The 11,405-nt window shown below is 68.7% G+C and carries 10 protein-coding genes and 1 pseudogene; 5 read left to right on the top strand and 6 right to left on the bottom strand.

What is annotated here, in order from left to right:
• Positions 1 to 811: pseudogene (locus VLK61_RS21885) on the top strand (hypothetical protein); the annotation flags it as partial.
• Between the two features lie 88 nt (positions 812 to 899).
• Here the strand turns inward: VLK61_RS21885 and VLK61_RS21890 are convergent.
• Entirely contained in the window at positions 900 to 1,313 is a 414-nt protein-coding gene (locus VLK61_RS21890; RefSeq protein ID WP_325423911.1) for a hypothetical protein, read from the bottom strand.
• 118 nt (positions 1,314 to 1,431) lie between these two features.
• Here VLK61_RS21890 and VLK61_RS21895 point away from each other — a divergent pair, with 118 nt between their 5' ends.
• On the top strand, positions 1,432 to 2,106 hold the full coding sequence (locus tag VLK61_RS21895; RefSeq protein WP_325423913.1) for a heavy metal response regulator transcription factor: 675 nt from the start codon (positions 1,432 to 1,434) through the stop codon (positions 2,104 to 2,106).
• On the top strand, positions 2,090 to 3,655 hold the full coding sequence (locus VLK61_RS21900; RefSeq protein WP_325423915.1) for a heavy metal sensor histidine kinase: 1,566 nt from the start codon (positions 2,090 to 2,092) through the stop codon (positions 3,653 to 3,655). Before VLK61_RS21895 ends, VLK61_RS21900 begins: the two co-directional genes overlap by 17 nt.
• A 47-nt stretch (positions 3,656 to 3,702) precedes the next feature.
• On the opposite strand, the gene VLK61_RS21905 is transcribed toward VLK61_RS21900, so the two are convergent.
• Positions 3,703 to 4,953, bottom strand: a complete 1,251-nt coding sequence (locus VLK61_RS21905) for a ProQ/FinO family protein (protein WP_325423917.1) — start codon at positions 4,951 to 4,953, stop codon at positions 3,703 to 3,705.
• 48 nt (positions 4,954 to 5,001) lie between these two features.
• Between VLK61_RS21905 and VLK61_RS21910 the strand changes: the two genes are divergently transcribed.
• Complete coding sequence (locus VLK61_RS21910; protein WP_325423919.1) at positions 5,002 to 5,937, top strand: DUF6929 family protein; 936 nt, start codon at positions 5,002 to 5,004, stop codon at positions 5,935 to 5,937.
• On the opposite strand, the gene VLK61_RS21915 is transcribed toward VLK61_RS21910, so the two are convergent.
• The 4 genes from VLK61_RS21915 to VLK61_RS21930 form a co-directional block, all read right to left on the bottom strand.
• A complete protein-coding gene (locus VLK61_RS21915; RefSeq protein ID WP_325423921.1) occupies positions 5,879 to 6,820 on the bottom strand; it encodes an alpha/beta hydrolase in 942 nt (313 codons plus the stop codon). The genes VLK61_RS21910 and VLK61_RS21915 overlap by 59 nt on opposite strands.
• 19 nt (positions 6,821 to 6,839) lie before the next feature.
• Positions 6,840 to 8,138, bottom strand: coding sequence for a M16 family metallopeptidase (locus VLK61_RS21920; RefSeq protein ID WP_325423923.1), 1,299 nt, complete (start codon positions 8,136 to 8,138; stop codon positions 6,840 to 6,842).
• Between the two features lie 182 nt (positions 8,139 to 8,320).
• Positions 8,321 to 8,962 carry a hypothetical protein gene (locus VLK61_RS21925; protein WP_325423925.1) on the bottom strand — a complete coding sequence of 214 codons (642 nt, stop codon included), beginning with the start codon at positions 8,960 to 8,962 and terminating at the stop codon, positions 8,321 to 8,323.
• A gap of 225 nt (positions 8,963 to 9,187) precedes the next feature.
• Positions 9,188 to 9,916: a mobilization protein gene (locus VLK61_RS21930; protein WP_325423927.1), complete on the bottom strand. Its 729-nt coding sequence runs from the start codon at positions 9,914 to 9,916 to the stop codon at positions 9,188 to 9,190.
• 184 nt (positions 9,917 to 10,100) lie between these two features.
• Between VLK61_RS21930 and urtA the strand changes: the two genes are divergently transcribed.
• Positions 10,101 to 11,378, top strand: coding sequence for an urea ABC transporter substrate-binding protein (urtA, locus tag VLK61_RS21935; protein ID WP_325423929.1), 1,278 nt, complete (start codon positions 10,101 to 10,103; stop codon positions 11,376 to 11,378).
• Positions 11,379 to 11,405 lie beyond the last annotated feature (27 nt).

Genomic DNA, 11,405 nt, shown 5'->3' on the forward strand with positions numbered 1-11,405 from the left:
CATGCGCTCCGACAGCCTGAGCACCGGCACCAACATGCGCAAGGGCGTGGCGCTGCTGCTGCGCGCGGCGGACGCCGGCTGCACCGAGGCCTGGCTGCATCTGTACCGGGTGCATGGCGACCACCGCCTGTCGGTGGCCAACCCGCAGATGGCACGCTTCTGCCTCGAGAAGGCCGCGCTGAACGGCCAGACCGAGGCACAGCGCAAGCTGGGCGCGCTGGTGCTGCGCTCGGCCGATTCGCTGGCCGAATCCGAGCAGGCCATCCACTGGCTGCACCTGGCCGCCGCGGCGAAGGACGCACACGCCAAGCGCCTGCTGCGATCGCTGGTGCTGCCGCTGGCCGGCCGCGACGACGAGGCCGCCGCGGCGATCGAGCGGGTGGCTCAGGAAGACCCGTGGCTGGCCGCGCGGCTGCAGCTGGCACGCTGCTTCGGCCTGACCAAACTGGAGGCCTTGTGCGTCGACCCGATGCAAGGCCTGCGGCCCTGGGGCCTGGTGGTGGGCAAGAACCCGTTCATCTCGCAGATCCGCCTGTCGGCGGCGCGGGCCATTCCGGCGCTGAGCGAGGCGGCGATGCTGGTCGCGCGGCGGGCCGCGTCCTTCTTCGGCCAGGCCAGCGGCGATGCGCTGGCCTTCGAAGGCGACTTGCGCCGCCGCTCGCTGCGGCAGCGTCGCGTTTTCGAGCGCCACGGCCTGGACGAGACGATGTTCTTTGCCAACGCCACGTCGACGACGCTGGAGGCGCTGCGCCTCGGGCCCAAGTGGGCCTTCCGGGCCAAGGAGCCGCTGCAGCTGGCGCTGGCGGCGTGAGAAAGAAGTGCAGCCCGCCGCACGGATCGTGGGGCGGGCTGCCTGATGAAGTACGCGGCCAGTTCGCCGCTGCCGATCGATGCGGTCTTTACTTCGTCGTGCCGGCCTGCGCACTGCGGGCCAGTTCGACACGCGGCGCCGCCTGCGCCGGCCAGGCGGCGTTGGCCCGCTCGAACTCGCCGGCGGCCATCAGCGTGCCGGCGGCGCGGGCGGCCAGCACCTCGGCCTTGACCTCGGCGCGGCTGCGGCCGATCTCGGCGGTGCGGTCCGTGGCCGGCACGCCCAGCGCTTCGCCGGCCGGCGCCAGCGTGCCGGCGCGCCGTGCCACGAGCACTTCAGCCGTCAGCTCCGAGCGACTGCGCGTGCTGTGCGCTTCGTTCGCAAATGCCGGCGCATCGATCAGCTCGCCAGCGGGAATCGAGGTGCCGGCCAGCGCGGCGGTACCGGCCAGCGCCAACACGCCCAGGGTCGCCAGTTGCGACAGGATTGGCTGGATGGTCATGGAAGACTCCTTCGGGGTTGGGATGGGCGTCACGATAAAAAACCGATGCCCACCCGCTGCTGACCGCCAGATGACAGATTCGTCATCTGCTGCAACAGCATCTGAAACAATCCCGGCCATGCGCATCCTGATCGTCGACGACGAACCCAAGACCGCCGCGTATGTGCGCAAGGGCCTGACCGAGCATGCCTTCGTGGTCGATGTCGCGGGGGATGGCATCGAGGGCCTGCACCTGGCCACCTCGGGCCACTACGACCTGGTGCTGCTGGATGTGATGCTGCCCGGCGTCGACGGCTGGACGGTGCTGCAAGGCATCCGCCGCCAGCGCCAGACGCCGGTGCTGTTCCTGAGTGCACGCGACGCGGTGGCCGACCGCGTCAAGGGGCTGGAGCTCGGCGCCGACGACTACCTGGTCAAGCCCTTTGCCTTCTCCGAACTGCTGGCGCGCATCCGCACGCTGCTGCGGCGTGGTGCGGCGCAGGCCGCGCAGGAGGTCCGCGTTGGTGACCTGGAGGTCGACCGCGTGCGGCGGCGGGTCAGCCGCGGCGGTGAACGCATCGACCTGACGGCCAAGGAATACGCGCTGCTCGACTACTTCATGCACCACGTTGGCGAGGTGGTTTCGCGCACGCTGATCGCCGAGCATGTGTGGGACATGAACTTCGACAGCGACACCAATGTCGTCGACGTGGCGGTGCGGCGCCTGCGCGCCAAGGTGGACGATGCGTTCGCGTCGAAACTGATCCACACGATACGGGGCGTGGGCTATGTCTTCGATGCCCGCGACGACTGAGCTGCCGGCCGGCCTGAGCGAGCACTGCCCGCGGGCGCTGCGCTTCTGCCTGCGCCGCCTGAAGCGCTCGCTGACGGCGCAGATCAGCCTGTCGATCGCGATGATCTCGATCCTGCTGGTGGCCGGCAGCGGCTTGATGATCATCCGCATGGCGGCGCGCGAGCTGATCGAGGACAAGGAACTCTTCATGCTCGCCAACCTGGCGCTGCTGCGGGAAGACCTCGGCGCCGCGCGCTTCGATCTGACGCAGGAGCCGCAGCGGCTGGTGCGCCGCATGGACCTGCAGCTGGGCAACCTGCACATGGCCATGTACGACGAGCACCGGCAGGTGATTGCCGCCTCCGAACACTTCGAGGTGCCGGCCGCCAGGCTGCCGGCACACGCCATCCTGGCCGATCACTTGCCGCTGGGCATCCAGCAATCCGATGTGCGGGCGCTGGCCCAGGCCCTGGGCCCGCTGACGACGGTATGGGACGCGCCGGACGGCCACAGCTTCCGGGTGCTGCTGGCCCGCATCCCCGTGCCGCCGGATTCGCTGGCGGCCGGCCGCACGCGCTCATTGCTGGTGGCCTTTGCCTACGACCTGACGCAGAACCGCAAGCTGATGGCCGCCGAGTTCCGCATCTTCGGCTTCACCTTGCTGGCCGGTGCGCTGGCCGCGGCCTTGATGGGCGTGTGGATCGCGCGGCGCATCCTGGCCGGGCCGCGTCACCTGGCCGCGGTGGCCAACCGCATCAGCGTGCGGCCGCTGCACGAGCGGCTGCAGGTGGCCAATTCGCCCACCGAGCTGCGGGAATCCGCCGAAGCCTTCAACCGCATGCTGGACCGGCTGGACAGCGCGTTCAAGCGGCTGTCGGAGTTTTCATCCGACCTGGCGCACGACCTGCGCACGCCGATCAACAACCTGCTCGGCGAGGCCCAGGTGGCACTGTCCAAGCCGCGCAGCGCAGCCGAATACCGCGCGGTGCTGGAATCGGCGGTGGAAGACTACGAGCGCATTTCGCGGCTGATCGAGAACATGCTGTTCCTGGCGCGTGCCGACGATCCGCAGGCGGCCATCCGGCCGCTGTGGATCGACCTGCAGCCCTGGCTCGAACGCGGCTGCGGCTACTTCGAGATGCTGGCCGAAGAATGTGGCGTGACGCTGGCGATGCAGATGGCGGGCGTCGGCGCGATGTGGCAGCAGGTCTGGGCCGATGAGACCTTGCTGACGCGCGCGCTCGGCAACCTGGTGTCGAATGCGCTGCGTTATGCGCCGCGCGGCAGCCAGATCACCGTCGGCAGCCAGCTGCACGAGGGGGGCACCTGCACGCTCACCGTGTGCAACGACGGCCCGCCGATCGCGCCCGAGCACCAGCAGCGCATCTTCGACCGTTCGTTCCGCGTCGACCCGTCGCGGGCCGGTTCGGCATCGGGCTCGGGCCTGGGGCTGGCCATCGTCAAATCGATCATGGACCTGCATGGCGGCACGGTGACGGTGGCCAGCGCGCCGGGCCAGCCGACGGTGTTCAGCCTGTGGTTTCCGGGGCCGGCAGCGCTGGTGACCTGAAAGCCGGTGAACACGTGCCGGCGATCAGCTCAGCGCGATGAACTGCTTCAGCGCTGGTGCGGCGGGCGCTGACCGCCGGCTTGTTTCGCCGGCGCCGGGCCGGCTTCCTGCCGCGCTTGAGCCAGCAGTTCGGCCAGACGCGCCGGCGTCAGGCCCTTGAGCACGCAGAAGTTGGATTCACTCAGGCGCGTGGTCTCGTAGTCGCGCAGCAGGCGTGCACGCTCCTGCTGTTGCGGGTCGAGGCTTGAGGGCCGTTGCGGGGCCGGCGGCTGGGCGCGAAGCTCATGCGCCGCGGGGTAGGGCGGGTTCGGGCGCGGCGGCCGGTCCGGCCGGTCCTGGCGCGGCGGGCGGTCGGCCTGGGGAGGGCGTTGCCTCTGCGGCGGCCGATCGCCTTGCGGCGGCCGATCAGGACGTGGCGGGCGGTCCTGCCGTGGTGGCCGGTCCAGCCGCGGTGGACGATCACCTTGTGGTCCAGGCGCACGATCACCTTGCGGTCGTGGCGGCCGATCACCTTGCGGCCGTGGCGGCCGATCACCCTGCGGCCGCGGCGGTCGATCACCTTGCGGCCGCGGTGGCCGGGGGCGCGGTGGGCCTGCCGGGCGGGCGGGCGGGCCGCCATCGGGGCCGCCCGGATGAGCCGGCGCACTGCCGTCCGCGGCGGCCTGTACGGCGCCATTCGGGCCGGCGGCCGCAGCGTTCATCTCTGCGCGTTGGGCGTCGCGGCGGGCCCGGCGGCGCGCCAGTTCGTCCAGCGCGGCCTGGCGATGTTCATCGTTCACCGGACTGGCGGGCTGGCCATCCAGGTCCAGGCGGTGCTCGGCGCGTGTCAGCGCGATCAGGTAGCTCGTGCTGGTGGTGTGGCGGCGGAAGAATGCGGTCAGCGCGCGCTTGGTGAACTGATTCGGCGCGCGGGCCTGGATGTCGTCCTGGATGCGCAGCTTCACCGGCTTGGGTGGCCCGCTGAACAAGGCCGGGAACAGCTGCCTGAGCTGCTGCGTGCAATCGGGCACCGGCGGGCTGGCCCGCACCGTTGCAGCACCGGCATCGGCAGCAGGCGCGGCGTCGACCCCCGGCAGGGCTTCGACCTCCGGCAGGGCGTCGGGCGCCGGAGCGGCGTCAGGCACCGCTGCGGCGTCAGGCACCGCTGCGGCGTCAGACACAGGCGCGGCGTTGGGCGCGTGCACGGCATCGAGTTCGGCCGCGGCAGCGGCCGCGGGCACCGCTGTCGCATCGGGCGCCGGCGCGGCGTCGGGTGCGGCAGCTGAGTCGGTCGGGGGCGGCGGGAAGGTGGAGGACATCGAGACCATCGAAAAGGATCAAGGGGCGGATTTTGCCCGCACACCACAATGCGCGCTCACCTTCGTGACGACGAGGCCGCCGTGCTGCTGGTTCAGACGCTCAGAACATTGTCGATGGACGCTGCTGCCGGGCCCGGCCGGCTCAGTGCCGCGAGCGGCCTGGCGCACTGCGGCGAGTGGCTGCATGTGGTGGCCGACGATGAGCTCAAGCTGGCCAGCTTTCGTCTTGGCGATGCGCAGCCCGGCCGCTGGTGCCAGCTGTTCGACGGGGATCTGCCGCTGCCCCACGCCGCGCGCAAGGCCGCCAAGCCGGACCTCGAGGCGCTGGCCCTGCTGCCGCCCTTCGCGGGCCATGCCTGCGGCGCCTTGCTGGCCATGGGCTCCGGATCCACGACGCGGCGGCAGCGTGCGGCGCTGGTCCCGCTGGATGCACAGGGCCAGGTGAGCGGCGCGCCGCAGGTGATCGACGTGGCGCCGCTGCTGGCGTCGCTGCGCGCGCAGTTCGCCGACCTGAACATCGAAGGCGCTTTCGTCGACGGCGAGCGTTTCTGTCTGCTGCAGCGCGGCCATCAGCGCGATCCGGCGAATGCCTGCATCGCCTTCGACTGGCCAGCCGTGCAGCGCTGGCTGGTGGCGGCCGGGCCAGCACCCGTGCCTGATGCGATCGCGCGCTTCGAGCTTGGCCACATCGGTGGTGCCGCGCTGTGCTTCACCGATGGCGCGGCGCTGCCCGAAGGCGGCTTCGTGTTCTGCGCCGCTGCCGAGCAGACCGACGACGTTTATGCCGACGGCGCCTGCCTGGGCTCAGCGGTGGGGCTGGTCGACGCCCAGGGCCGGCTGCAGCGCATGGAGCCGCTGGCCCTGCGCTGCAAGGCCGAAGGCATCAGCACGCGCGCCGCGGCCGATGGCCTGCAGCTGCTGCTGGTCACTGACGCGGACGATCGTTCTGCGCCGGCGCTGCTGCTGTCGGCCACGCTGCGCTGAGCCCGGCCGCCGCCTGCGGCGCCGCCGGTTTGTCACCGAACCCGAACAGCTGCGCCAGCGCCTCGCGGTACTGGGCCTGCCCCATGCGGTTGGTGTTGTGATGCGAGCCGCCTTCCACCAGCACGAACTGCTTGGGCGCCGGCGCGCGTTCGTAGAGTTCGCGGCCCAGCGCGGGCGGGATCAGCTTGTCTTCGCTGCCATGCACCACCAGCACCGGCATGCGCACGCGGCCGATGCGCGTGGCGGCATCGAAGCGCTGGGTGATCAGCGGGCCTACCGGCAGCCAGCCCCATTTCATGTGGCTGAAGACATCGGGGATCGACGTGAAGGTGCCTTCGACCATCAGCCCGGTGGCATCGGGCGCCTCGGTGGCCAGGTGCACCGCGATGGCGCCGCCCAGCGAATGGCCGAAGATGTAGCGCGGCACGTCGGCATGCTCGCGCGCCAGCCAGGCCCAGGCGGCCTGTGCGTCCTCGTAGGCCAGGGTCTCGGAGGGCAGCGTGGCCGTGCTGCGGCCGAAGCCGCGGTAATCGATGCCCAGCACCGAGAAGCCCAGCGCATGCATGCTGCGCATGCGGAAGGCGCTGCCGCGCACGTCCCAGCGCGCGCCGTGCAGGTACAGCAGCACCGGCGCGCCGGGCCGGTCCTGCGGCAGCCACAGGCCGTGCAGCTTCACCGTCTGGCCGGCTTCGCGCGAATCGAAGTCGATCCAGACGTCCTGCATGCCTTCGGCCGCCGCCAGGCCGCCGGCCCAGGTGCGATCGGTCGGCTGGAAGATCCAGGCGCGCTGCCTCTCGTCCAGCGTGGCACAGCCGGCCAGCAGGCCCAGTGCCAGCATCAGCGCGAGCAGCGCGCGCCAGCCGAGAATTTTTCGCAGGGCCATGATCTTCAGCCTTCCGTGTTCAGTGCTCAGCCAATTGCGCCAGGAATCGCTCGTCGGCCCCCTTGGCCAGCTTGCCGACGATGGCCAGCGCGGGCGGCGCCGCCAGCATGCGGCCGAAGGCCTGCTGCACCTCATCGGCGGTGACGGCCTGGATGCGCGCCAGCAGTTCAGCGCGTGAACACACCCGGCCGTGCACGAACAGGTCCTGCGCCGCATCTTCGACGCAGCGGAAGGGCTGCTGCTGCGAGCGCAGGCTGCGCACCGCGATCTGGTTGCGCGCGCGCTCCAGCCCCACCGGGTCGATGGCCGCGGCCTGCTGGCGCAGCAGCACCGCCAGCTCGGTGAACAGCTCGTCCAGCTGGCCCGGCGAGGTGGAGGCTTCCAGCACGAATTGGCCATGCTGGGCCATCACGTCGGCCGAGCAAGATGCGTGATAGACCAGGCCGCGCCGCTCGCGCAGGCTGTCCATCAGCGGCGAGCTCATGCCTTCGCCGAACAGCGCGGTGGCCAGCAGGCTGGCGTGGTAGTCGCCGGTCAGCGGCGGGATCGGGAAGCCCAGCACCAGGTGGCTCTGGCTGCTGCCGGCGTGGCGGCGGGTCTTGCTGCCGCCGATCCAGGCCGGCGGCGCCAGGCTGTTTTCGCTGCCCGCCGGCATGCTGCCGAAGGCCGCCTGCGCTTCGTCGACGATCGCCGCCGGGGCGATGCGGCCGGCGACGCCGACGATGACGTTGGCGCCGCTGTACAGGCGCTGCACGTGGCCCAGCAGCTCGTCGCGCGTGAAGCGTTCGATGTTGGCGCGCGTGCCGATCACCGCCTGCGCCACCGGGTGCGTGCCGTAGCAGGCATGGTCGAACAGCTTGTAGGCGGTGGACATCGGGTCGTCCTCGTCCTCGATGTACTCCTGCAGGATCACCTGGCGCTCACGCTCCAGCTCGCTTTGCGGAAAGCTGCTGTTGCGCACGATGTCGCCCAGCATGCGCAGCAGCGCGCCGGCATGCTGCGCGAGGCCGTTCATGTGGAAGGCGGTGTGGTCCTTGTCGGTGTGCGCATTGACCTCGGCGCCCAGGCGCTCGGCATCGAGGTTGATGCGCTGGCAGTCGCGGCTGGCCGTGCCCTTGAACGCCATGTGCTCGACGACATGGCTGATGCCGTTCAGGCGCCGGCTCTCATGCTGGCTGCCGGCGCGCACGAAGACGCTGATGCTGACGCTGTCCAGCCAGGGCTGCACGATGGTCACGATGCGCACGCCGTTGGGCAGGGTGTGCACGGCGGTGCCGGCTTCGGGCGCCGGGGCGGTCAGGGCGGGGGCTGCGTGCAAGGCGGGAGGTCGGGATCAGGCGGGAGCCGAAGCCGCCGATGATAGGCCCGCGCTGTTTCGCACCTGCTTCGTCGTACGCGTGGGCGCGGCCAGCAAGTACAAATCAGTCGGTGACATCGGGGCCGACGCCAAGGCCAATCCCGTCAAATTGGCTACGGTTCCTGGTCGGTCGGCGCGTGGCCTCAGTAGGTCACGATGGTGGATGTCTTGGACAGCGACCCCGTCGCGAAAATCTTGCCGTTCACAGCACCCGCATGGCGGGGTTTGTAGACATCCGGTTGGGCGGCCTCGATGTGCTGGACTCCATAGGCCGGATCGAGAACGAGAAATCGGTCCGGGTTGGTCGACAAGGGGCCGGCCATCACGACGAAGTGCGATCCGCGTCTTCTCCAGTCGATCAGCAGGATCGCCGGCGCCTTCTCGGAGCACTTGCGCCATTCTTCCTTCCAGTTGGAGGTTTTCGGGATCTTGCGTGCGTTGGTGATCTTGTTGTCCTGCAGGGCCTTCAAGATGTGGCCCGACCGGGCGCCCTTCGCATCGAAGTCGTGAAAGCCTTGTGCTTCCTCCGACATGGGGCTGCTGTCCGAAGGGCTGATGTCCTTCTCCGACAACGCAACGAGACCACCGAAGTAGTCCTGCCCGATGCTCAACCCGGTGATCAACTTGATCACCATGCGAGCGCATGTGGGCCCACACGAGCTCTTCAGGTTCTGGCGATCGATGAAGTGCCACTTGCCGTCGCCGCCATCGGCCGCGATCACCTTTTCGTACCGGCTGACGCCGGTGCCTGAAACGACGTGGCCTCGGTCTTTCGGCAAGTTCATGGTCGGCATCTCCTGAAGTCAGCTTTCGGTGCCAGTCTGCCCCTTGGGATGTTCGGGGTCAACTCGGATGCCAGCGCCCTTGGATACTTCCAGCCGATTGCGTTCAACTGAACGGACCACGGGCGATCACGACTCATACCTCTGAACTGGTGCGGCCATCGGGACCAGGTCTGCTCGCATCTGCTGCGACGCCATCGGCGCAGGTCTTGCCCACAGTGCCTTCCTTCAGACGCCCGCGGACTCCAGTTCGCCCTGCGCATGCGCCAGCCACATCTTCAGGCGCTGGCGCTCCATCAGGCCCAGGCCCGCGCCTTCCTTGCTGGTGCTGTTGCGCGCCGACCAGAAGCTGGCGTTGCTGGCGTCGATCTTCTGCACCACCGCGTCGTGCAGCTTGCGGATGGTGACGATCTTCGCGCCCAGCGCCATCGCGCGGGCTTGTTCGCCGGATTGTTCGAGCTGGTGGAAATCGTCGCCGCGCACCTGGTTCTTCACCAGCACGTAGCGCAGCCGCATGCCGAACTGGTCGAGCAGGCGGCGCAGCAGGTCGACCGAATCCTTGCCCGAATCCATCACATGCCAGTAGTGGATGGCGATGCCGGAGACATCGGCCAGGTCCAGCACGCCGGATTCTTCGATCCACTGCACCAGCGGCGCATGGGTCTGCGCGGCCAGGTCGACCAGCACGCGGCGGCCGGGTTGTTCGACGGCGCTTTCGACGATGGCGTCCAGCGCCTCGTAGCGGTCGGCCAGCGCCGGCGCGGCGTAGCCGGCGTAGAAGCGCATCAGCGCGCCATGGGAGCGGTCGGTGTCGTAGCCGACGAAGGGCATCTCGTGGTCGATGAAGTATTGCGCCAGCAGGCGCGACACCAGGGATTTGCCGACGCCGCCTTTTTCGCCACCGATCAGGTGGATCTTGGAGCCGGCCGGTGCTTCGAGGGTGGGAATGGGGTTCATGGGTCGATTCTGCAACGCGTGAGCGTGGGGTTGGTGGCCCGATGGGTGACCCCGATTGTTGGCTCGATTCGGGCCCGGCCCGGCCGGGCCATCTACGTCACCTTGCGTATTGGCCCGGCGCGGTGGCGCGCCTAACCTGCTGTCGCTACTTGATCCCAACCCTTACAAGCAGGAGCCTCCCTCGATGAAACTCTCTCGTCGCTTTGCCACGAAATCTCTCACCGCACTGGCGGCCTCGGTCTGCGCCCTCGGCTTCAGCTCGCTGGCCCAGGCCCAGGAAACCATCAAGGTCGGCGTGCTGCACTCCTTGTCCGGCACGATGGCGATCTCGGAGACGGTGTTGAAGGACACCGTGCTGATGGCCATCGACGAGATCAACGCCAAGGGCGGCGTGCTGGGCAAGAAGCTGGAGCCGGTGGTCGTCGACCCGGCCTCCAACTGGCCGCTGTTCGCCGAAAAGGCGCGCCAGCTGATCAGCAAGGACAAGGTCGCCGTTACCTTCGGCTGCTGGACCAGCGTGTCGCGCAAGAGCGTGCTGCCGGTCTTCGAAGAGCTGAATTCGCTGCTGTTCTACCCCGTGCAGTATGAAGGCGAAGAACTCAGCAAGAACGTTTTCTACACCGGCGCCGCGCCGAACCAGCAGGCCATTCCGGCAGTGGAATACCTGATGAGCAAGGACGGCGGCAGCGCCAAGCGCTTCGTGCTGCTGGGCACCGACTACGTGTACCCCCGCACGACGAACAAGATCCTGCGCGCCTTCCTGAAGGCCAAGGGCGTGGCCGATACCGACATCATGGAGGAATACACCCCCTTCGGCCATTCGGACTACCAGAGCATCATTGCCAAGATCAAGAAGTTCTCGTCCGAAGGCAAGAAGACGGCGGTGGTCTCGACCATCAACGGCGACTCCAACGTGCCCTTCTACAAGGAGCTCGGCAACCAGGGCCTGAAGGCGACCGATGTGCCGGTCGTGGCCTTCTCGGTGGGTGAAGAAGAACTGCGCGGCGTCGATACCAAGCCGCTGGTGGGCCACCTGGCCGCCTGGAACTACTTCATGAGCATCAAGAGCCCGGCCAACACCGAGTTCGTCAAGAAGTGGAGCGACTACGCCAAGGCCAAGAACATCGCCGGCCATAAGGACAAGCCGCTGACGAATGACCCGATGGAGGCCACTTACCTCGGGATCATGATGTGGAAGGCCGCGGTCGAGAAGGCCAAGTCGACCGACACCGACAAGGTCATCGCCGCGATGGCCGGCCAGACTTACGCCGCGCCGGGTGGCTTCACCTCGACGATGGACAAGGAAAACCATCACCTGCACAAGCCGGTGTTCATCGGCGAAATCAAGGCCGACGGCCAGTTCAACGTGGTGTGGAAGACCAAGGGTCCGGTCGTGGCTGACCCGTGGAGCGACTACATCGCCGAGAACAAGGGCAAGAAGAACGTTCCTGAAAAGAAGTAAGGCGTGATGAAGGCGCGCGGTCGGCGG

It is taken from the genome of Aquabacterium sp., assembly GCF_035476535.1.
Taxonomy (GTDB): Bacteria; Pseudomonadota; Gammaproteobacteria; order Burkholderiales; family Burkholderiaceae_C; genus Pseudaquabacterium.

Bases quoted from the DNA above. Each gene is read 5' to 3' on its own strand.
- VLK61_RS21890 (WP_325423911.1), bottom strand. From the start codon at position 1,313: ATGACCATCCAGCCAATCCTGTCGCAACTGGCGACCCTGGGCGTGTTG.
- VLK61_RS21895 (WP_325423913.1), top strand. From the start codon at position 1,432: ATGCGCATCCTGATCGTCGACGACGAACCCAAGACCGCCGCGTATGTG.
- VLK61_RS21900 (WP_325423915.1), top strand. From the start codon at position 2,090: ATGCCCGCGACGACTGAGCTGCCGGCCGGCCTGAGCGAGCACTGCCCG.
- VLK61_RS21905 (WP_325423917.1), bottom strand. From the start codon at position 4,953: ATGTCCTCCACCTTCCCGCCGCCCCCGACCGACTCAGCTGCCGCACCC.
- VLK61_RS21910 (WP_325423919.1), top strand. From the start codon at position 5,002: ATGCGCGCTCACCTTCGTGACGACGAGGCCGCCGTGCTGCTGGTTCAG.
- VLK61_RS21915 (WP_325423921.1), bottom strand. From the start codon at position 6,820: ATGGCCCTGCGAAAAATTCTCGGCTGGCGCGCGCTGCTCGCGCTGATG.
- VLK61_RS21925 (WP_325423925.1), bottom strand. From the start codon at position 8,962: ATGAACTTGCCGAAAGACCGAGGCCACGTCGTTTCAGGCACCGGCGTC.
- VLK61_RS21930 (WP_325423927.1), bottom strand. From the start codon at position 9,916: ATGAACCCCATTCCCACCCTCGAAGCACCGGCCGGCTCCAAGATCCAC.
- urtA (WP_325423929.1), top strand. From the start codon at position 10,101: ATGAAACTCTCTCGTCGCTTTGCCACGAAATCTCTCACCGCACTGGCG.